19 protein-coding genes are annotated in these 21,504 nt (G+C 67.3%); 16 read left to right on the top strand and 3 right to left on the bottom strand.

Annotated elements, in window-relative coordinates:
* Positions 1-149: 149 nt before the first annotated feature.
* The gene (lon, locus tag E4634_RS09210; protein ID WP_135443268.1) at positions 150-2,573 is read right to left on the bottom strand and encodes an endopeptidase La; all 2,424 of its coding nucleotides are present in this window, start codon (positions 2,571-2,573) and stop codon (positions 150-152) included.
* Positions 2,574-2,727: 154 nt separating this feature from the next.
* On the opposite strand from lon, the gene E4634_RS09215 reads away from it, so the two are divergent.
* On the top strand, positions 2,728-4,008 hold the full coding sequence (locus E4634_RS09215; protein ID WP_434783500.1) for an aspartate aminotransferase type Ic: 1,281 nt from the start codon (positions 2,728-2,730) through the stop codon (positions 4,006-4,008).
* Between the two features lie 68 nt (positions 4,009-4,076).
* Here E4634_RS09215 and E4634_RS09220 read toward each other — a convergent pair whose 3' ends face one another.
* Positions 4,077-4,424 carry a DUF1820 family protein gene (locus E4634_RS09220; RefSeq protein WP_135443084.1) on the bottom strand — a complete coding sequence of 116 codons (348 nt, stop codon included), beginning with the start codon at positions 4,422-4,424 and terminating at the stop codon, positions 4,077-4,079.
* 190 nt (positions 4,425-4,614) lie between these two features.
* Here E4634_RS09220 and miaB point away from each other — a divergent pair, with 190 nt between their 5' ends.
* From miaB to holA, 8 genes are all read left to right on the top strand, one after another.
* Positions 4,615-5,946 carry a tRNA (N6-isopentenyl adenosine(37)-C2)-methylthiotransferase MiaB gene (gene miaB / locus E4634_RS09225; protein WP_135443086.1) on the top strand — a complete coding sequence of 444 codons (1,332 nt, stop codon included), beginning with the start codon at positions 4,615-4,617 and terminating at the stop codon, positions 5,944-5,946.
* 54 nt (positions 5,947-6,000) lie between these two features.
* Positions 6,001-7,065 (top strand): PhoH family protein, encoded by a 1,065-nt coding sequence (locus tag E4634_RS09230; protein ID WP_434783502.1) that lies wholly within the window; start codon positions 6,001-6,003, stop codon positions 7,063-7,065.
* Entirely contained in the window at positions 7,062-7,541 is a 480-nt protein-coding gene (gene ybeY, locus E4634_RS09235) for an rRNA maturation RNase YbeY (RefSeq protein WP_135443088.1), read from the top strand. The genes E4634_RS09230 and ybeY overlap by 4 nt, the downstream gene beginning before the upstream one ends.
* Positions 7,538-8,383 (top strand): CorC family transporter, encoded by an 846-nt coding sequence (locus tag E4634_RS09240; RefSeq protein WP_135443092.1) that lies wholly within the window; start codon positions 7,538-7,540, stop codon positions 8,381-8,383. The genes ybeY and E4634_RS09240 overlap by 4 nt, the downstream gene beginning before the upstream one ends.
* A gap of 12 nt (positions 8,384-8,395) precedes the next feature.
* Positions 8,396-9,904: an apolipoprotein N-acyltransferase gene (gene lnt / locus E4634_RS09245; RefSeq protein WP_135443095.1), complete on the top strand. Its 1,509-nt coding sequence runs from the start codon at positions 8,396-8,398 to the stop codon at positions 9,902-9,904.
* A gap of 455 nt (positions 9,905-10,359) precedes the next feature.
* Positions 10,360-12,819: a leucine--tRNA ligase gene (gene leuS, locus E4634_RS09250; protein WP_135443098.1), complete on the top strand. Its 2,460-nt coding sequence runs from the start codon at positions 10,360-10,362 to the stop codon at positions 12,817-12,819.
* A 29-nt stretch (positions 12,820-12,848) separates the two neighbouring features.
* On the top strand, positions 12,849-13,367 hold the full coding sequence (locus E4634_RS09255; protein WP_135443100.1) for an LPS-assembly lipoprotein LptE: 519 nt from the start codon (positions 12,849-12,851) through the stop codon (positions 13,365-13,367).
* Positions 13,367-14,380: a DNA polymerase III subunit delta gene (gene holA / locus E4634_RS09260; RefSeq protein ID WP_135443102.1), complete on the top strand. Its 1,014-nt coding sequence runs from the start codon at positions 13,367-13,369 to the stop codon at positions 14,378-14,380. Before E4634_RS09255 ends, holA begins: the two co-directional genes overlap by 1 nt.
* Positions 14,381-14,398: 18 nt before the next feature.
* Here holA and E4634_RS09265 read toward each other — a convergent pair whose 3' ends face one another.
* On the bottom strand, positions 14,399-15,181 hold the full coding sequence (locus tag E4634_RS09265; protein ID WP_135443104.1) for a class I SAM-dependent methyltransferase: 783 nt from the start codon (positions 15,179-15,181) through the stop codon (positions 14,399-14,401).
* A 237-nt stretch (positions 15,182-15,418) separates the two neighbouring features.
* On the opposite strand from E4634_RS09265, the gene imuA reads away from it, so the two are divergent.
* The 7 genes from imuA to E4634_RS09300 all read left to right on the top strand — a co-directional run bounded on the left by imuA (position 15,419) and on the right by E4634_RS09300 (position 21,428).
* The gene (imuA, locus tag E4634_RS09270; protein ID WP_135443106.1) at positions 15,419-16,141 is read left to right on the top strand and encodes a translesion DNA synthesis-associated protein ImuA; all 723 of its coding nucleotides are present in this window, start codon (positions 15,419-15,421) and stop codon (positions 16,139-16,141) included.
* 91 nt (positions 16,142-16,232) lie between these two features.
* Positions 16,233-16,670 (top strand): OsmC family protein, encoded by a 438-nt coding sequence (locus E4634_RS09275; RefSeq protein ID WP_135443108.1) that lies wholly within the window; start codon positions 16,233-16,235, stop codon positions 16,668-16,670.
* Positions 16,671-16,692: 22 nt separating this feature from the next.
* Positions 16,693-16,905, top strand: a complete 213-nt coding sequence (locus tag E4634_RS09280; protein ID WP_135443110.1) for a DUF2788 domain-containing protein — start codon at positions 16,693-16,695, stop codon at positions 16,903-16,905.
* The gene (locus tag E4634_RS09285) at positions 16,902-17,417 is read left to right on the top strand and encodes an O-acetyl-ADP-ribose deacetylase (RefSeq protein WP_135443112.1); all 516 of its coding nucleotides are present in this window, start codon (positions 16,902-16,904) and stop codon (positions 17,415-17,417) included. The genes E4634_RS09280 and E4634_RS09285 overlap by 4 nt, the downstream gene beginning before the upstream one ends.
* 283 nt (positions 17,418-17,700) lie before the next feature.
* Positions 17,701-19,131, top strand: coding sequence for a Y-family DNA polymerase (locus E4634_RS09290; protein ID WP_135443113.1), 1,431 nt, complete (start codon positions 17,701-17,703; stop codon positions 19,129-19,131).
* A gap of 105 nt (positions 19,132-19,236) precedes the next feature.
* Positions 19,237-20,046, top strand: a complete 810-nt coding sequence (locus tag E4634_RS09295) for a universal stress protein (protein WP_135443115.1) — start codon at positions 19,237-19,239, stop codon at positions 20,044-20,046.
* 86 nt (positions 20,047-20,132) lie between these two features.
* Complete coding sequence (locus E4634_RS09300; protein WP_135443117.1) at positions 20,133-21,428, top strand: protein kinase family protein; 1,296 nt, start codon at positions 20,133-20,135, stop codon at positions 21,426-21,428.
* Positions 21,429-21,504: the final 76 nt, after the last annotated feature.

Below are 21,504 nucleotides of genomic sequence, written 5' to 3' on the forward strand. Positions count from 1 at the left end.
ATGGGCCGTCGCAAATGCTGGCGACCACTACCGAAAAAACACTCTAGCAGGTCGTCCCGGCGGCTCCCACCGGAGAAGGTCAAAATCTCGAGCTTGGCCACACTTTGCGCGATTCCGGGGCGCTCCCGGAAGCGCCCGCGGTGCAACAATCAGTGCAGCGATTTCTCGCGGCGGTGCTCGTGGAACACGAACTCGAAGACTTCCCGGTAGTTGCGCGCAAAGTGCACGTTGATGCCCTCGCGCAGGTAGTCCGGCAGTTCGTCGAAGTCCCGCCGGTTGCCGTGGGGCAGGATGATCTCCATGATCTTCGAGCGGCGCGCGGCGATGATCTTCTCGCGAATCCCCCCCACCGGCAGTACCTGGCCGGTCAGGGTCAGCTCGCCGGTCATCGCCAGCGGGCGCTTGATGCGCTCCTTGCGCGCCAGCGACACCAGCGCCGTGGCCATGGTGATGCCCGCGCTGGGACCGTCCTTGGGTGTGGCGCCCTCGGGCACGTGCAGGTGCACCATGCTCATGTCGAAGAAGTCCGGGTCGCAGCCGTAGTCCTTGAGGTGGGCGATCACGTAGCTGTAGGCGATGTCGGCGGACTCGCGCATCACCTCGCCGAGGCGTCCGGTGAGCTTGAAGCCCCGGTTCAGGGTGTGGATCTGCGAGGACTCGATCGGCAGGGTGGCCCCACCCATGGCGGTCCAGGCCAGGCCAGTGGCCACCCCCAGGCCGCGCAGGGGCTTGTCGTTGTGGAACGGCGGCTTGCCCAGCAGGTCCTCTATATCCTTTTTTCCGACCCGCAGCTTTTCATCGTCGCCCTCGAGCAACTGCACGATGGATTTGCGCATGATGCGCGCCAGCTGCTTCTCGAGGTTGCGCACCCCCGCCTCGCGGCAATAGGACTCGATCACGTACTTGAGGCCGGCCTCGTTGATCTTCAGCTGCTCGTCGGACAGGCCGTGGCGCTCCAGTTGCTTCGGCCACAGGTGGCGGCGGGCAATGGATAACTTTTCCTCGGCCACGTAGCCGGACAGGCGCAGGACTTCCATGCGGTCCAGCAGCGGGCCGGGAATGGTGTCGAGCTGGTTGGCGGTGCACACGAACAGGACCTTGGACAGGTCCACGCGCAGGTCCAGGTAGTGGTCGAGGAAATCGCTGTTCTGTTCCGGGTCGAGCACCTCGAGCAGGGCCGAGGCCGGGTCGCCCTGGAAGGACGAGCCGATCTTGTCGATCTCGTCGAGCATGATCACCGGGTTGGCGACCTCCACTTCCTTCAGCGCCTGCACGAACTTGCCGGGCATGGCGCCGATGTAGGTGCGCCGATGACCCTTGATCTCCGCCTCGTCGCGCATGCCGCCGAGACTGAAGCGGTAGAACTTGCGCCCCAGCGAGTGCGCCACCGAACGCCCGATGCTGGTCTTGCCCACCCCGGGCGGGCCGACCAGCAGCAGAATCGAACCGGATATCTCGCCCTTGAAGGCACCCACGGCGAGGAATTCGAGGATGCGCTTTTTCACATCCTCCAGGCCCTCGTGCTCGGCGTTGAGCACCTTGCGCGCGTGGCCGAGATCGAGGTTGTCCTCGGAGTGCACGCCCCAGGGCACCGAGGTGGCCCAGTCGAGGTAGTTGCGGGTCACGCCGTATTCCGGGGAACCGGTCTCCAGCACTGAGAGCTTGTGCAGTTCGTCGGCGATGCGCCGCGCCGCGGCCGGCGGCAGTTGCTTGTCGGCGATACGCGCCTCGAACATCTCGGCATCGGACGTGCGGTCGTCCTTGGAGATGCCCAGTTCCTTCTGGATGATCTTCATCTGCTCGCGCAGGAAAAACTCGCGCTGGTTGTCCGAGACCTTCTCGTTGACCTGGCTGGTGATCTGCCCCTGCAGTTCGGCCACCTCGCGCTCCTTGCGCAGCAGGGTGAGCACTTTTTCCATGCGCGAGACCAGCGGCAGGGTCTCGAGGACCTCCTGCAGCTGCTCGCCGTTGGCGGTAGTCAGGGCGGCGGCGAAGTCCGCCAGCATGCTCGGCTGGTTGGGGCTGAAGTTGGCCAGGTACTGCTTGAGTTCCTCGCTGTACAGGGGGTTCAGCGGCAGCAGTTCCTTGATCTCGCGGATCAGCGCCATGGCGTAGGCCTTGACCTCGTCGGCGTCGCGGTCGCCCTGGCTGCGCGGGTACTCCACCTGCACCAGGTAGGGCGGCTTGTCGCTGAGCCAGCGCACGATGCGGAAGCGGCGCACGCCCTGGGCGAGGAACTGGCCCTCCTTGTCCGCCACCATGGGCGGTCGGTACAGGCGCACCACGCAGCCGACGTCCGGCACCTTGCGGCGGTCCAGCTCGCCGGGCTCCACGCCGTCCACCCAGGACAGGCCGATCAGGCCGTGGCCAGCCTCGCTGACGCCGCGCAGGGTGTCGGCCCAGGCCCGCGGGTCGATACCCAGCGGCTGCACCTGGCCGGGAAAGAACGGCCGGTTGGGAATGGGGACCAGGTACAGCGTATCGGGCAGTACATCGTCCGCTATCGCCGGGGCGCTGCCGCCCTCCTCCGGGTCGAGTACTTCCGCTTCAACCACGTCGTCGCGCTGATCCATTTCGTGCTCTTCGTGCATGTCCATCACCGGTATATGCGGCTGTTTGTACCCAATTCAAGCGCAAAATTCCCTGCGGTGATGCCGCCTCCCGGGGCAGGGGTTATACTGGGCAACCCGCTCCAACCCACATTGCCAACCCCAAGAGGACCCCAACGTGCACATCGACCAGATGTCAGGTGAACAGTTGCAGGCCGAGCTCCAGGCCCTGGAATCACGCTACACGGAACTGGCCGCCCGCCAGCTCAAGCTGGACCTCACCCGCGGCAAGCCCAGCGCGGCCCAGGTGGCGCTCTCCGATGCGCTGGACGGCATTCTCGGCGGCAACTACCGCGCCGCGGACGGCACCGATGTGCGCAACTACGGCGGACTCGACGGCCTGCCCGAGGCCAAGCAGCTGTTCGCCGGCATGCTCGAGATGCCCGCGGACGCCATCCTGATCGGCGGCAACTCCAGCCTGACCCTGATGTACGCGGTGATCGATTTCGCCCTGTCCTTCGGCCTGCGCGGCCCGGAATCCGCCTGGGGCAACAGCGACGAAGTGAAGTTCCTGTGCCCGGTGCCGGGTTACGACCGCCACTTTGCCATCTGCGAGCACCTGGGCATCGAGATGGTCCCGGTGCCCATGCTGGCTACCGGGCCGGACATGGACGCCGTCGAGAAGCTGGTGGCGGCGGACCCCGCAATCAAGGGCATGTGGTGCGTGCCGCGCTTTTCCAACCCCACCGGTTGCGTCTATAGCCGCGCCACGGTGGAGCGCCTGGCCCAGCTCGGCAACATCGCCGGCGATGACTTCGTGCTCATGTACGACAACGCCTACGCCGTGCACACCCTGTACCCGGACGCCGAGCCCCTGGCCAGCCTGTACGCCGCCTGCGAGCGCCATGGCACCCTCGACTCGGTGTTCCAATTCGGCTCGACCTCCAAGATTACCTTCGCCGGCGCCGGAGTCGCCTTCATGGGCAGCAGCCCGGCCAACCTGGCGGCCTTCAAGCAACACCTGGGCTTCCAGTCGATCGGCCCGGACAAGGTCAACCAGCTGCGCCACGTGCGCTTCCTCGGCGACGCCGAGGGCCTTGCCGCGCTCATGGGCAAGCACGCCGAGCTGCTGCGCCCGCGTTTCGAGGCGGTGCTGGAGATCCTCGAGGCGGAACTGGCGGGCACCGGCATGGGCGAGTGGCTGTCGCCGCGCGGCGGCTACTTCATTTCCTTCAACACCCGCCCGGGGCTGGCGAAAACCGTGGTGAAACTGGCCGCTGACGTCGGCGTGGCGCTGACCCCCGCCGGCGCGACCTTTCCCTACGGCAACGACCCCGAGGACAGCAACATCCGCCTGGCGCCGAGCTTCCCCTCGCTGGAGGACGTGCAGGCGACGGCGGAAGTATTCGCGCTGTGCGTGAAGCTGGCGAGCGTGCGCCAGCGACTGGCTGGTAACTGAGCGACAGGCTGGCGGGCGCCTGCTATCGGCGGCGCCTGCCAGCAAAAAGACTCTACCTGTAAGGAGCCCTACTCTTCCGAGCCGGACTGCGGCGGGATGCCGCCGGGCAGCGGGAAGCTGGCGATATTACTGCCGGGGGCGGGCTTGACGTCGGAGACGCGGGCCGCGCCTTCCTTGTCGACCTCGTCGATACGGATGATGGACTGCAGCGGAATATAGCTGCGGATGACGCCGCCGAACTCGTTCTTCAGCTTCTCTTCGCTGGGATCGACCAGGATCTGCGAGCGCTCACCGAAGATGAATTCCTCGATCTCGATGAAGCCCCACATGTCACTTTGGTAGATCTGCCGGGCGAATACCTCGAACACCTGGCTGCCGTTCTGGAAGATGACTTTATAGACGGGTTGGGCTGGCATGCTCTCCTCGGTGGGCGGCGCCGGAAAATCCCCCGCTGGCCGCCGGATTTCAGGGGGCGGCAATCTTACCACCCTCGCGGCGAATTACCAGCACACCCCCCGCGCCACCCCTAGGTTTCGCCGGGGCGACTCTGTATAATCCGCTGCCCTTTTCCCAGACTACGCCGGCCGGGGCCGGACAGCAAACACAGTGAGCAGGAAACTCTACATCCAGACCCACGGTTGCCAGATGAACGAATACGACTCAGCGCGTATGCGTGACCTGCTGGGCGAGTCCCATGGCCTGGAGCCCACCGAGAACCCGGAAGAGGCCGACGTACTCCTGCTAAACACCTGTTCCATAAGGGAAAAGGCCCAGGAGAAGGTCTTCCACCAGCTGGGCCGCTGGAAGCACCTCAAGCAGAAGAAGCCGGACCTGGTGATCGGCGTCGGCGGCTGCGTCGCCAGCCAGGAGGGCGAGGCCATCGCCCGCCGCGCACCCTACGTGGACATCGTGTTCGGCCCGCAGACCCTGCACCGCCTGCCCGACATGCTGGAGCAGCGCGGGCCGGGCGGCACCCTGGTGGTGGACGTCAGCTTCCCCGAGATCGAGAAATTCGACCGCCTGCCGGAACCCAAGGTTGAAGGCCCCACCGCCTTCGTCTCGGTAATGGAAGGCTGCTCCAAGTACTGCACGTTCTGCGTGGTGCCCTACACCCGCGGCGAGGAGGTCTCGCGCCCGGTGGATGACGTCATCGCCGAAGTCGCCCACCTGGCCGCCGGCGGCGTGCGGGAAGTGAACCTGCTGGGCCAGAACGTCAACGCCTACCGCGGCGCGACCCACGAGGGCGAGATCGCCGATTTCGCCGAACTCCTGCATTTCGTCGCGAAAGTGCCGGGCATCGAGCGCATCCGCTACACCACCTCGCACCCGGTGGAGTTCTCCGACGCGCTGATCGCCGCCTACGCGGAGATCCCGCAGCTGGTGGACCACCTGCACCTGCCGGTGCAGAGCGGCTCGGACAAGATCCTGGCGGCCATGAAGCGCGGCCACACCGCCCTGGAGTACAAGTCCAAGATCCGCCGCCTGCGCCAGATCCGCCCGGATATCAGCATCTCCTCGGACTTCATCATCGGCTTCCCCGGCGAGAGCGAGGCGGATTTTGCCGCCACCATGAAACTGATCGAGGAGATCGGCTTCGACGTCTCCTTCAGCTTCGTCTACAGCGCGCGGCCGGGCACGCCGGCGGCGGAACTGCCCGACGACACCCCGGAGCAGACCAAGAAACAGCGCCTGCAGATACTGCAGACGCGCATCAACCAGCAGGCGCAGGCGATCAGCCGGCGCATGGTGGGCAGCGAGCAGCGTGTGCTGGTCACCGGCGTGGCCAAAAAAGACCCCGGGCAGCTGCAGGGGCGCACCGAGAACAACCGCGTGGTGAACTTCCATGCCACCGACCACGGCCTGATCGGCGACTTTGTCACCGTGGAGATTCTCGAGGCCCTGCCGAACTCCCTGCGCGGCACCCTTCTGGCCGGTTGACGCACGCGCATTCCGGTATATCCTTGAGCCTATCGAGACAGCCCACGCGGCCCCCTGACCAGTTTGACTGAAGAACCTCCCGCACAAAGCACGGCATCGCAGCCGGCTACCCAGCAGCACCTGACCCTTGAACCCAATGACCCGCGTCATCTGGCCATGCTCTGCGGCCAGCTGGACGGCCACCTGCGGCAGATCGAGGAGCGCCTGGGCGTGACCATCAGCAACCGCGGCAACCAGTTCCAGATCAGCGGTCCGTCGGTCAATGTGGCTGCGGCGCAGCACCTGCTCATCTACCTCTATGCCGAAGTCTGCCAGGGCGTCGGCCTGTCGCCGGAATCGCTGCACCTGCACCTGCAGGAGGCGGGCCTGGAGCACCTGGCCGAGCGCGCCGCGTCCGGCACCGACGCGCCGGTGGAGGCCCTGCAGGTCATCCGCACCCGGCGCGCCTCGGTCAAGCCCCGCGGCAAGAACCAGCAGGGCTATGTGCGCGCCATCAAGCAGTGCGACATCAATTTCGGTATCGGCCCGGCGGGCACCGGCAAGACCTACCTGGCGGTGGCCTGCGCCGTGGAGGCGCTGCTGGAAGAGCGGGTGCGGCGCATCCTGCTGGTGCGCCCGGCGGTGGAGGCCGGCGAGAAGCTCGGTTTCCTGCCCGGCGACCTGGCGCAGAAGATCGACCCCTACCTGCGCCCGCTGTACGACGCCCTCTACGAGATGCTCGGCTTCGAGACGGTCAACAAGTACATCGAGCGCAACATCATCGAGGTCGCGCCGCTGGCCTTCATGCGCGGGCGCACCCTGAACAACGCGTTTATCATCCTCGACGAGGCGCAGAACACCACTCGCGAGCAGATGAAGATGTTCCTCACCCGCATCGGCTTCGGCTCCACCGCGGTGATCACCGGCGACGCCACGCAGATCGACCTGCCGCGCGGCGCCCAGTCCGGCCTCACCCACGCCGGCAACATCCTGCACGGCGTGGACGGTATCAGCTTCACCTGGTTCGCCAACAAGGACGTGGTGCGCCACCCGCTGGTACAGCGCATCGTGGAGGCCTACGACGCCCACGAGGACAAGGCCACGCCGCTGGACTCGCCCATGGACAAGCGCAAGCCGTGAACCTGCAGGTCGACATCCAGAACGCCAGCGCCGAACCCGTTCCCGACGAGGAGGACATACGGGGCTGGATCGAGGCGGCACTGGCCGATAGCGGCCGCGCACACACGGAGATCAGCCTGCGCCTGGTCGACGCCGCGGAAATGACCCGGCTCAACGCCGACTACCGCGGCAAGTCCGGCCCCACCAACGTACTGTCCTTCCCCGCCGACCTGCCGCCGGAACTGGACCTGCCACTGCTCGGCGACATCGCCATCTGTGCGCCGGTGGTGCGCGCGGAAGCGGAGCAGCAGGGCAAACCCCTCGCCCACCACTGGGCGCACATGGCAGTGCACGGCACCCTGCACCTGCTGGGTTACGATCACATCGAAGAGGACGAGGCGCTGGCCATGGAGCACCTGGAAACCCGGGTCCTGTCCGCCCTCGGCATCCCCTGTCCCTATGCGGACGAGTCTTTCACGGAGCACGCGCGCGCATGAGCGACGACAATTCAGGGAACGATCAGGGCGAGCGTTCCTGGCTGGACAAGATCGGCCAGCTGTTCTCCAGCGAGCCGCGCACGCGGCGCGACCTGGAGGACGTGCTCGCCGTCGCCGCCGAGAACGAGGTCATCGACCAGGACGCCCGCAGCATCATGGAGGGCGCCATGCAGGTCAGCGACATGCAGGTGCGCGACATCATGATCCCGCGCGCGCAGATGGAAGTGATCAAGGCCGATACCCCGCTGGAAACCTTCCTGCCGCAGATCATCCGCTCGGCGCACTCGCGCTACCCGGTGATCGGCGAGAACCCGGACGACGTGATGGGCATCCTGCTGGCCAAGGACCTGCTGCCGCAGATCCTGACCCGGGACAGCGACGAGGTGCGCATCGAGGACCTGCTGCGGCCCACCGTGGTGGTGCCGGAGAGCAAGCGCCTCAACGTGCTGCTGCGCGAGTTCCGCGAGAACCGCAACCACATGGCCATCGTCATCGACGAATACGGCGGCGTGGCCGGGCTGGTCACCATCGAGGACGTGCTGGAGGAGATCGTCGGTGATATCGAGGACGAGACCGACGTCGAGGAAGACCGCTTCATCCGCCGCATTTCCGACGACGATTTTTTCGTCAAGGCGCTGACGCCGATCGACGACTTCAACGAGTACTTCAAGGCCGATTTCAGCGACGACGAATTCGACACCATCGGCGGACTGGTCATCCAGGCGCTGGGCCACATGCCCGCGCGCAACGAGGTGGCGGTCATCGACGACTTCGAGTTCAAGGTCATCAACGCCGACCAGCGCAAGATCCACAGCCTGCGCATGCGGCCCCTGCGCGACTAGCGGCCGGCGCCCGTGTCCGCCTCGCGCAACGCGCTGCTCGCCCTGGTGGCGGCGCCGCTGGCCGGCGCCGGGGTCACCCTCTCCCTCGCACCTTTCAACCTGTGGCCGGCGGGCATCGCCGGCTGTGCCGTACTCGCGTGGCTGCTGTGCACCTGCAGCGCGGGCCAGGCGGCGCTGCGCGGCTGGGGCTTTGGCCTGGGCATGTTCGGCAGCGGCGTGTCCTGGGTCTACGTCAGCATCCACACCTACGGCTATGCCTCGCCGGCCCTCGCCGGCGGCCTGACCGCGGCGTTCTGCGCCGGCCTGGCCCTGCTGCTCGCCCTGTTCGGCTGGACCTACGCGCGCTTCATCCGCCCACTGCCGGGGGGCATGCTGCTCGGCTTCCCGCTGCTCTGGGTACTGTTCGAGTGGCTGCGCAGCTGGCTGCTGACAGGCTTCCCCTGGCTGTACCTGGGCTACGCCCACGTCGATACCTGGATCGCCGGCTGGGCGCCGATCGGCGGCGTGTTCGCGCTGTCCTTCATCGTCGCCATCTCCGGCGCCTGCCTGTTCCTGGCCTGGCGCAGCCGGCAGCTGGTCTCGATCACCACCTACGCGGTGATCCTGGCTACCCTGTGGGTGGGCGGCGCGGTACTGCGGCCGATCGAGTGGGTGGTGCGCGCCAGCGAGCGACCGCTCACGGTGGCGATCTACCAGCCCAATGTGCCGCAGGAGATCAAGTGGAACCGGCGCTACTACCCGGAGATCATCGGTCAGCTCAAGCGCGCCTCGCTGCCGCTGCTGGGCAACGACATCCTGGTCTGGCCGGAGGCGGCGGTCCCCAACTACTACCAGAACGCCGAGGGTTTCATCGACGGCGTGGCGGAGCAGGCGCGGGTGCTGGACACCACGCTGGTCACCGGCATCCCCTATCGCACGGCGGACGGCCGCGCCTACTACAACAGCATCATCGCCACTGGCAGCGGCAGCGGCGTCTACCACAAGCAGCGCCTGGTGCCCTTCGGCGAGTACGTGCCGCTGGAACAGATGCTGCGCGGGCTGATCGCGTTCTTCGACCTGCCGATGTCAGACTTCACTTCGGGCCCGAACAAGCAGCTGCCATTGCAGGCGGGCGCGTTCCGCGTGGCGCCCTTCATCTGCTACGAAATTGTCTACCCGGAACTGGTGGCCTGGGGTGCGCGGCGCGCGGACCTGATGATCACGATCAGCAACGACAGCTGGTTCGGCGACAGTATCGGCCCGCTGCAACACCTGCAGATGGCGCAGATGCGTGCCCTGGAAAACGGCCGCTACCTGATTCGCGGCACCAACAATGGGGTCTCGGCGATTGTCGACCACCGGGGGCAGATCCTGGCGCGCAGTGAGCGCTTTGTCGAGACGAGCCTCACGGGTGAGGTGGAGCCGATGCTGGGCAAGACGCCGTTCGGTACGTTTGGTTGCAAGCCGGTGATTCTGGGGTGTTTCCTGGGGTTGGTGCTGATGTACGTCATCTATGTGGGGCTGTGGCGGGATACCGACTGAGCCCCCCGCCTCCTCTCCACCTTGTACCGATTTTCTCCGATAGATTTCCCGGCCTCCCTGCTCCGGCCCCAGCTACTGGATGTATAGAACCAACGGGGCGCGCCAAACGCCGACGGTCAACCAGACATGACTTTGCTCCGCGGTCCACGCCCCTCCGGGGTGCCCTCAGTCGGTCGTGAGCCTGAAAGCGCTTCGCTGTCTCCCGCCACTCCCTCGGCGCGGCCCTGAAGGCTGCGCAAAGTCATGTCTGGTCGCCCGCCGGCTTGTCTCCGGTGTACTTGCGGCTGATCCCGGCTCGTGGGGGAGCCCCGCTCAACTCCGGACTGCTGGAGAGAACCCTTTGCTAACCTCGATCCGCCGACCGGGAACGCCCGGGACGCGTGTTACGGGGTCGGGCAATAGCTGGTAGAATTCGCGCTTCCTTTTTTGCCGCATACAGGACGCCCGAGAGCGCGATGGACCAGCACTACGACCCGCAGGCCCTGGAGGCCGCCGCCCAGCAGCACTGGCTGGCGCACAACAGTTTCGCGGTGGCGCACGACGACAGCCGCGAGAAGTTCTACTGCCTGGCCATGTTCCCCTACCCCAGCGGCAAGCTGCACATGGGCCATGTGCGCAACTACACGATCGCGGACGTGATCGCGCGCTACCAGCGCATGCTGGGCAAGAATGTGCTGCAGCCGATGGGCTGGGATGCGTTCGGCCTGCCGGCGGAGAATGCGGCGATCAAGAACAAGGTGCCGCCGGCGCAGTGGACGGCGCAGAACATCGACGACATGCGCGCGCAGTTGCGCCAGCTGGGTTTCGCCTACGACTGGGACCGCGAGATCGCCACCTGCGACCCGGACTACTATCGCTGGGAGCAGTGGTTCTTCACCCGCCTGTTCGAGAAGGGCCTGGCCTACAAGAAGAAGGCCGAGGTCAACTGGTGCGAGAACGACCAGACAGTGCTGGCCAACGAGCAGGTGGTGGACGGTTGCTGCTGGCGCTGCGACACCCCGGTACAGCGCCGCGAGATCGACCAGTGGTTCATCAAGATCACGGACTACGCCCAGCAGTTGCTGGACGACCTGGACCAGCTCGAGCAGTGGCCGGAGCAGGTGCGCACGATGCAGCGCAACTGGATCGGCCGCTCGGAGGGCGTGGAGCTGGACTTCGAATGCGAGGGCGAGGCGCTCACGGTCTACACGACGCGCCCGGACACCCTGATGGGCGCCACCTATGTGGCCATCGCCCCGCAGCACCCGCTGGCGAAGCGGGCGGCGCAGAACAATGCCGAGCTCGCCGAGTTCATCGAGACGCAGTCGCGGGTCAAGGTCGCCGAGGCGGACATGGCGACCATGGAAAAACTCGGTATGGCCACGGGCTTCTCCGCCCGTCACCCGCTGACCGGCGAGATGATCCCGGTGTGGGTCGCCAACTTCGTGCTGATGAGCTATGGCTCCGGCGCGGTGATGTCGGTGCCCGGCCACGACGAGCGCGACCACGCCTTCGCCAGCAAGTACGGCCTGCCCATCGTGCAGGTGCTGGACCGCGACGATGACGACTTCGTGTTCTCCAGCCACAACTGGCAGGACTGGTACGCCGACAAGCAGGGCGTGATCACGGTCAACTCCGGCGAATTCGACGGCCTGGACTTCCGCGGCGCCTTCGACGCCATCGCCGACAAGCTGGAATCCCAGGGCAAGGGCAAGCGCACGGTCAACTTCCGCCTGCGCGACTGGGGCGTCTCGCGCCAGCGCTACTGGGGCGCGCCGATTCCTATCATCAACTGCCACCACTGCGGCCCGGTCCCGGTACCCGCCGAAGACCTGCCGGTGGTACTGCCCACCGAGATCGCCTTCGAGGGCGTGGGTTCACCGATCAAGCATATGCCGGCCTTCTACGAGGTGGACTGCCCGACCTGCGGCCGCGAGGCCCGACGCGAAACCGACACCTTCGACACCTTCATGGAGTCCTCCTGGTACTACGCGCGCTACGCCTGCGCGCGCAACGAGGAAGTCATGCTCGACGCGGAAGCCGACTACTGGACCCCGGTGGACCAGTACGTGGGCGGCATCGAGCACGCCATCCTGCACCTGCTCTACGCGCGCTTCTACCACAAGCTGCTGCGCGACGAGGGCCTGGTCAGCTCCGACGAGCCGTTCACCCGCCTGCTCACCCAGGGCATGGTGCTCAAGGACGGCGCCAAGATGTCCAAGTCCAAGGGCAACACGGTGGACCCGCAGGAGCTGATCGACCGCTACGGCGCCGACACCGTGCGCCTGTTCTCGATGTTCGCGGCGCCGCCGGAGCAGTCCCTGGAGTGGTCTGATTCCGGCGTGGAAGGCGCCAACCGCTTCCTCAAGCGCCTGTGGAAGATGGCCGCCGGCCTGCTCGAGGGCGGCCCGGTTCCGGCCCTGGATACCGGCGCGCTGGACAGCCGGCAACAGGACGCCCGGCGCAAGATCCACGAGACCATCGCCAAGGTCAGCGACGACTACGGCCGGCGCCAGACCTTCAATACCGCGGTGGCGGCAGTGATGGAACTGTGCAACGAACTCGGCCGCCTGGACGACAGCGCCCAGGGCCGTGCGGTACTCGCCGAAGGGCTGCGCGCGGTGGTGCTGATGCTCGGCCCGATCACGCCCCACGTGTGCCACGCGCTGTGGCCGCTGCTCGGCGGTGAGGGCGATGTGCTCGGCGCGCCGTGGCCGGCGGTGGACGAGGCCGCCCTGGTGCGCGACAGCATCGAGATCGTGGTCCAGGTCAACGGCAAGCTGCGGGCGAAGATGGAAGTGGCCGCCGACGCCGACAAGGCGACCGTCGAGGCCGCAGCGCTGGCCCAGGACAACGTGCAACGTTTCCTCGAGGATGTCACGGTGCGCAAGGTGATTGTCGTGCCGGGCAAATTGGTTAACATAGTCGCGAACTAGCGCCGCCACTGAACCCCGGGACCCCCACCATGCCACGGCTTATCGCCCGCTTCTCGCTATTGACCTGTATCGCCCTGCTCGCCAGCTGCGGCTTCCAACTGCGCGGCACCGGCGGCGTGGCGGTCTCCGAGGAGTGGCGTTCGATGTACCTGGTCACCAGCAACCCGAACAGTGAATTCAGCCGCGAGATCAGGGCGCGTTTCGCCGCCAACGGCATCCAGTGGGCGGAGCAGGAAGAGGACGCCAACTACCAGGTGGTGCTGGGGCCGGAGCACTTCAACCAGCGCAACCTGTCGCTCAACTCCGAGGCCCGCGCCGCCGAATTCGAGCTGACCATGTCGGCGACGTTCTCGGTGCGCGACAAGCAGAACAAGCTGGTCATGCCGGACACCACCGCCAACGTGCTCAAGCAGATGGAAAACGACCCGCGCAACGTGGTCGGCAAGGCGGAGGAGATCCGCATCCTCAAGTCCGAGATGCGCGCCGAACTGGCCCAGCAGATCATGCGCCGCATCGCCTTCTTCGCCGCCGCCAGCCGGGACGGCTGATGCGCCTCTACCCGGAGAAACTCCCCGGGCAACTCAAACAGCAACTCCTGCCCGTCTACCTGGTCAGCGGCGACGAGCCCCTGCTGGTCCAGGAGTGCTGCGACGCGGTGCGCGCCGCCGCCCGCGCCGATGGCTGCAGCGAGCGCGAACTGATCGAGGCCGACGCCCCGGGCTTCAGCTGGGACGCCCTGGTCGGCAGCGCCGCCAGCATGTCCCTGTTCGGCGAGCGCAAGCTGGTCGAGTTGCGCATCCCCAGCGGCAAGCCCGGCGCCGAAGGCAGCAAGGCGCTGCTCGAGTACCTGGCGCTGGGCGCCGACAGCGGGGACATCCTGCTGGTGGTCGCCGGCAAGATCGACAAGCAGTCCACCAACAGCAAGTGGTACAAAGCCCTGGATACCGCCGGGGCCACCGTACAGGTATGGCCGGTGAAACCGGCGGAAATGCCGCGCTGGATGCAGCAGCGCCTGGCCGCCGCGGGCCTGGAGATCGACCGCGACGCCCTGGAGATGCTCTGCGACCGGGTCGAGGGCAATCTGCTGGCGGCGGTTCAGGAAGTGGAGAAACTCAAGCTGCTGGCCGGCGAGGGGCGTATTTCCGCGGCGACAGTGGCCGCCTCGGTGGCGCACAACGCGCGCTACAACCTGTTCGACATGGCCGACCAGGCCCTCGCCGGCAACGCCGCCGACAGCCTGAAAATGCTGCACGGCCTGCGCGGCGAGGGCACCGAGCCCAGCGTCGCCCTGTGGGCGCTGCTGCGCGAGATCCGCACCCTGCAGCAGGCCAGCACCGCCGTCGATGCCGGCCAGCGCCCGCAGCAGGCGCTCACCGCCCTGCGCGTGTGGAACAACCGCATGGGTTTGATGCAGGGTGCGCTGGGGCGCCACAGCCGCGCCTCGCTGGGCCGCTTGCTGGAGAGCGCCGCGACAGTGGACGGCAGCATCAAGGGCTTCGCCGCCGGTAACCCCTGGGACAATCTCGACCGCCTGGTCCTGGCACTGGCCGGCCGCGGCTGAGTCCGCCCCCGGCGGGCGCTATTTCGGCGCTTCCGGTTTGGCGTACACCTGCACGAAGCGGTCCGTTCGACCGCGAATCGCGGGGTCGAACACGTTCAGGCTGTGGTCGTCCCCGGGGTTGCGCAACACTTCCGTCCCCCCCACGTAAACCAGCCCCGTCGCCTCGATATCGCGCCGCGCCGTCGCCGCCTCGATACGGTGCAGGGAGTGGGCGACCGTGGCCCCGGCTCCCGCCGCCGCCTGGTGATCGACGATCAGGAAGCGGCCGCCGGGCTTGAGCGCGCGCACGATCTGCCCCATGAAGTCCGCCCGATCGATGGCCGGCCAGTTCTCCTCCGAGAAGTACAGGTCGTGGTAGGACATGATGATCAGCGCCGCATCCAGGCGGTTCTCGCCCAGGCCGAGGTCCGCCGGCTCGCGGTCGTGGCGCACCACGTTCGGCACCTCGCGCCCGTCAAAGCGCCGCTGCAGGCCCGCGGCGGCGTATTGCAGGTAGGCCTGGTTGTTGTGCAGCAGGACTTCGCCGCCGGGAGCGACGACCCGCCCCAGCAACTCGCTGTAATAGCCGGCGCCGCCGAAGATGTCCGCCACCCGGTCGCCGGGGCCGATGTCGAGCAGGTCGATGATCACCGCCGGTTGCTCGCGCGCGTCGCGCTCCAGGTCCTGCTGCAGCCGCCCGGGGCTGTGGATGGCCTCCTCCGCGGTGCCCGCCGCACAGGGCAGGGCCGGCGCCAGGGCCGCCAGCGCCAGGGCGGTTGCTGCCAGGCTTTTTGTCAGGTGGGTTGTCGGTCTTCTCGCCATATCAGTCACTTGAGTTCTCAGCATGGGTTTCTCCTCGCCGCCCGCTGCAATCGAGTCTGGATCAGCGTAGGGCTGTGCGCAAGGCAGGAGCCCGGATACCACCTGTCGCCTTATCAGGCGGGTCGCGACCACACGTCCGGCGCCCCTCTTGCCTTGCGCTCGCTTCCGGACTACTGTATATCCATACACTGTTCAGATATACAGATCGAAACACAGCGAACACAGACGAGGTGAGCCATGAACGAGGCACTGCAACAGATCATCAACCGCCGTGACACCTGGCGCGGCGACCTCCCCGGCCTCGCCGCCAACGGCGAGCGCCACTGGCACGAGGACACCCTGCCCACCGGCTACAGCACCCTGGATGCCCAGTTACAGCACGGCGGCTGGCCCCTGGGCAGCTCTATCGAGCTGCTCAGCGATGGCTGCGGCCTGGGCTCCATGGGCCTGTTCCTGCCGGCCATGGAAAAACTCAGCGCCGAGGGCCGCTGGCAGGTATTCATCGCCCCGCCGTTCACCCCCTACGCTCCCCTGCTGCGCGCCCGCGGCATCGACACCGGGCAGGTCCTGCTGGTGCACCCGAAGAACCGCGAGGACCTGCTCTGGGCCACCGAACAGGCCCTGCGCAGCAGCACCTGCAGCGCCGTATTCAGCTGGCTGGGGGCCGGCGACTACCGCTACGCCGAACTGCGCAAGCTGCAACTGGCCGCCGCCAGCGGCGACAGCCTGGGCGTGCTGTTCCGCGCCAGCGATGCCGCCGCCAACCACGCCCCCGCCGGCCTGCGCCTGCAGATGCGCGCCTATCGCCAGGTGCACATCCTCAAGCAGCGCGGCGGCAACCAGCACCTGGACGTGAGCCTGCCCGCCGATGAGGACATCCCGGACCAGCCGCAACTGTGGGAACTGCCCGCCGGCCCGGCCCGGAGCCCGCAGGTGCAGCCGGCATTCTCCTTCGCCTGAGGCGGGAACAAAGGGACTGCCCGTGCCCCCGTGTCGCGCGCTCTGCTAGAATGCCGTCGGCCATTCATCGAGCGGACACGGGAGCACACACATGCAGGATCTTCCCCATCACTACAGCGTCAGCGCCGAGGCGGAAAGCGAAGGCAACATCTGCCTGAAGGGCGAGAACCTGCCGCAGCTGATCTCCGCGGGCCCGGCCGAATTCGGCGGCCCCGGCGACCAGTGGTCCCCGGAGCACCTGCTGGTGGCCTCGGTCGCCGACTGCTTTATCCTCACCTTCCGCGCCATAGCCCGGGCTTCCCGGCTGGAGTGGACCTCGCTGGAGGCCAGTGCCGAGGGCGTGCTCGACAAGGTCGGGCGCGGCATGGAATTCACCGCTTTCACCGTGCGCGCCAGCCTGGCGCTGCCGGCGGGCGGGGATGTCGACAAGGCGCGGAAAATGCTCGAGAAATCCGAGGCCAACTGCCTGGTGACCAACTCCATGAAGGCGCCCTGCCACCTGGAGGCCGAGATCACCACCGCCGACTGAAACGCTCCCGGCGGCTACGGCAATGGACGAATGGCTCACAGAATACGGCGTCACCCTCGGCGTCGGCGCCCTGATCCTGTTCATGGTGTTTATCGTCTGGGATCTCGCCCATTCGAGCAAAGCCGGAAAATTCGGTACCATGATCCTGTTCATCGCCCTGGCGATGGGTATATTCGGCTTTCTCATCAAGCTGGTGATCACCTACCTGCTGGAACACGCTGGAGGTATCCAATGACAACAATAAGACTGGTCGTCGGCGATATTACCGGAGCCCCGGTAGACGCCATTATCAACGCCGCCAACGAGGTCATGCTCGGCGGTGGCGGCGTGGACGGTGCCATCCACCGCGCCGCGGGTCCGGAACTGCTCGCCGCCTGCCGCTCGGTACCCGAGGTGGGCGGCGTGCGCTGTCCCACCGGCGAGGCACGTATCACCCCCGCGGGCCGGCTGCCGGCGCGCTACGTGATCCACACCGTGGGGCCGCGCTACCGCCAGGACACCGCCCCGGCCTCCCTGCTCGCCGCCGCCTACCGCAACAGCCTGCGCCTGGCCCAGCAGCACGGCTGCCACTCGGTCGCCGCGCCGGCGGTGTCCTGCGGGGTCTACGGGTACCCGCTGGACGAGGCCGCGCGCATCGCGCGGGACACCTGCATGGCGGCGGAATTCGAGGACCTGGACCTCACCTTCTACCTGTTCGACCAACAGGTGTTCGACACCTGGGACGCGGTGTTCCAGCTGCGCGCCTGAGGCCGTCACCGGTCGCCTGCGCACGCAACAGCGGCGCGGGCGTCCACGCGCCAACACCACTGTCGAGAAGGCCCGATACCCGGCCCAGAGTGTTGCCACACTGACACCGGCCGGGACGATGCCGCTCGTTGCTGCACCGGTGTCCCTGCCCCAACCCCTACCCCGACGCCTGCAGACACCCGTCGCACTGGACAAGCTATCGCCTCCGCCCTGATACTGTATATATGTACAGTATAATGGGCCAGATATCCCCCGCGAATCCGCACCCGGCGCAGGCCGCCGCGTGAAACTGTGGCTGTGCCTGCGCTTCGAGCGCCTGCCGCTGGAGAGCCTGGACCGCGCCGGGACCGGGCTGGTCGTGGTGCTCGAGCGACAGCGGGTGCTGTGCGCCAACGACCGCGCCGCCGAGCTGGGTATCCGCCCCGGTATGGGCGTGGCGACGGTGCGCGCCCTGGCCGCGGAGGAACCCTGCCAGTTGCTGGAGCGGGACCGCGAGGCCGAGGCGCGCACGCTGCAGCGCCTGTGCTGCTGGGCCTACGGCGTTACGCCGACCCTGTTCAGCTACCGCGAGGACTGCCTGCAACTGGAAGTCGGCGGCTGCCTGGCCCTGTTCCGCGGGCTGGACCCGCTGCTGAGGGAGGTCGCCAGCGGCCTCACCGGGCGCGGCTTCGAGGCGCGTATGGGGCTCGCCCCCACCCCCGCCGCCGCCTGGCTGCTGTCCCACGCCGACAGCGGGGCGGCACTGGACTGCGGCGCCGCCCTGGAGGAGCGCCTGGCTCCCCTGCCACTGGCCCTGCTGGCGGATTTCAGCGACACGGTGGACGCCCTGCGGCGGGCCGGGCTGCATTGCTTCGGCGACATCCTGGCGCTGCCGCCGACCGCCCTGGCGCGGCGCTGCGGGGCCGCCTTCCGCGACTTCCTGCAGCGCGCCCTGGGCCGGCACGAGGAGCCCTCTGCGGATTTCCAGCCGCCGCCGACCTTCAGCGACGAGTACTGGTTCGGCTACGAGGTGCGCGCCAACGAGGAGCTGTACCCGGCGCTGCAGATGCTGCTGCAGTCACTGTGCGGCTTCCTGCGCAACACGCAGTTGCAGACCGGGGAGATCCACTGGCAACTGGTGGGCATGGACCACAGCCTGCGCGAGGTGACCGTGCGCAGCTCCAGCCGCCACAGCGACTGGCAGAACTGGTACCAGCTGACCCGCGTGCGCTTCGAGCGCCTGGCGCTGGCCAGTTCGGTAGAGGGCGTCGCCCTGGCCTGCCGCGAACTGGTCAGCGGCGAGTTGGAGAACATCGACCTGTTCGCCCCGCGCAAGCAGCGCGAACCCCTGGCCGGCCTGCTCGACCGCCTGCGCAACCGCCTCGGCCTGCAGGCGGTACTGGCCATCGGCTGCCGCGACGAACACCTGCCGGAGCTGGCCCTGTACACCGGTTACGACCGCCCCGCCGGCAGCCCTGCCGGCGCCGTGGCGGGCGAAGCCCAGCGCCCGTTCTGGCTGATGCCCGAGCCGCAGCCGCTGGGCGAGCGCAACGGGCAGCTGCGGTGGCAGGGCCGGCTCGATCTGGTTTACGGCCCGGAGCGTATCGAGGACAACTGGTGGCGCGAACCGGCCTGCCGCGACTACTACATCGCGCGCGGCCAGGCCGGCCAGTATTACTGGGTGTTCCGCGACCGCCGCGCCCGCCGCTGGTTCATCCATGGTATCTTTGCCTGAACCCGCAAGCGGCAGGGACCGGGCATATCACCAGACAGTTAGAATGCCCTTTCTAACGCGATACGCGATAATTTGCCCTGTACGCACAGGCCGGATGGTACGGCGATGGAATTGAAAAAACTGCTGGTGGTGCACGACCCCACCCGTGAAGAGCAGCCGGCCCTGGAGCTGGCCGCCGGTATCAGCGTCGACACCGGCGCCAGCCTGCACCTGTTCGGCTGCATCCACGAAGATGTCTCCGGCGCCGACTACGAGACCGACGCGGTCAAGCAACTGCTCGGCGAGCACAAGGCAAAACTGGACGCCCTGCTGGCCCCGCTGGCCGAACGCGGCATCAGCACCAGTTCCGAGGTCGACTGGGACAACGACTGGCACCACGCCATCGTGCGCGCCGCCGCCCGCGACCTCGCCGACATGGTATTCAAGGCCTCCTTCAAGCGCCCCGAGCGGCGCGTGCTGAAATCCACCGGTGACTCCATCCTGCTGCGCGAGTGCCTGTGCCCGGTGCTGCTGATCAAGAACGGCGAGCGCCCGGCGCAGCCGAAGATCCTCGCCGCCATCGACATCCAGGCCAAGGCGCCACCCTACGAAAAGCTCAACCAGCATGTGATCGGCTTCAGCCGCCGCGCGGTGGAGAGCGCCCAGGCCGAGGTCCACGTGGTCAACGCCTTCCAGGATTTCCGCTTCGTCCCCGACCGCCAGCAGATCGTGGAACTGGCCGGGGTAAACAGCGATCACGTGCACATCATGTCCGGCGCGCCGGAAAAAGTGATCGTCGACATCGCCAAGAAAATCGACGCCGGCCTGGTGGTGGTGGGCAACTCGCACCGCTCCGGCCTGGCCGCCCTGCTGCACGGCAATACCGCGGAGAAAATTCTCGACAAGTTGACCTGCAACGTACTCGCCATACCCTGACCGGGCAATCACCGTTGCCCGGCCCCCTCCCCCGTGCTCGAATGAACGACCCGCCGCGGCCGGTATACCGATAACAGGAACACTCCATGACACAGCAACACTGGGTCCGCGGCGACGACTCGGGACTGGATATCCCGGCCACCGCACAGGCCCTGCGCGAGGGCGGCGTCGCCTTTCTCGACCGCGCCTTTCGCGCCAGCGGTGCGCTGCCGGCAGACAACCGCGTTGCCGCCATCACCCAGGCCGAGGACTGCTTCGGCGGCGGCACCGGCAGCAAGCTGCTGCTCGCCGTGCAGTATGAAAAACCGCAGGCGGACCTGCCGGAACAGCTGTTCGTGAAGTTCTCGCGCAACTTCGACGACCCCCTGCGCGATCGCTCCCGGCACATGATGCGCTCGGAGATCCGCTTCGCCGCGCTGACCCGCACCCCGGGCTTTCCCATCCGCGTGGCCCAGTGCCTGTTTGCGGACTTCAACGCGGAGACCGGCAGCGGCCTGCTGATCACCGAGCGCGTGACCTACGGTGCGCAGGGCAACGAGCCGCACTACCTGAAGTGCCTGGACTACGAACTGCCGCAGCCGCTGGAGCACTACCGGGCCATCATGCGCGCCCTGGCGCGGCTGTCCGGCACGCACAAGGCCGGACAACTGCACCCGAGTTTCTACCAGCGCTTCCCCTACGATCTGGAAAAAAGCATCGCCAGCGAACAGATGCGCTACGACGCCGACCAGGTGATGCGCCGGGTCGGGCGCACCTGCGAGTTCCTCGCCCGCTACCCGCAGCTGTTCCCGGAAAACCTGCGCGACCCGGCCTTTGCCGGGCGCTTCGCCGCGGATGTGCCCGGTTTCTACGCCCGCGAGCAGGATATCCGCCGCCTGTACTTCAGCGAGGACGACTTCATCGCCCTGTGTCACTGGAACGGCAACATCGACAACGCCTGGTTCTGGAGCGGCGCCGACGGACAGCTGGAGTGCGGCCTGCTCGACTGGGGCCAGGTCGGCCAGATGAGCGTGGCGCAATCCATCTACGGCGCCTTCAGCGGCGCCGAGCCGGAACTGTGGGACGCGCACCTGGACGACATCGTCGCCACCTTCGCGGACGAGTTCGCGCGCTGTGGCGGGCCGCAGCTGGACACGGAAAAACTGCGCGACCACATGCTGCTGGTCACCGGCTGGATGGGCGTCGCCTTCCTGCTCGACTACCCCACCCTGCTCGAGCGGCGGGTGCCGGACCTGGCGGATGTGCCCGACTACCGCGACCCGCGCATCCGCGACGACGAGGACGCCCGCGTGCCGCTGCACATGCTCACCATGTTCCTCAACCAGTGGCAGCGCCGGGATATCGGTGCGCTGGCGCGGCGCCTGCTGGATACGCCGCAGTAGGCGCCGAGGGGCGACTCGCAGCGGGCACAACCGGGTAGGGAGACTCGCGGCTCACCGGCGCTGGCCCGTTTGGTCA

This window comes from Mangrovimicrobium sediminis (assembly GCF_004745945.1).
Lineage (GTDB): Bacteria > Pseudomonadota > Gammaproteobacteria > Pseudomonadales > Halieaceae > Mangrovimicrobium > Mangrovimicrobium sediminis.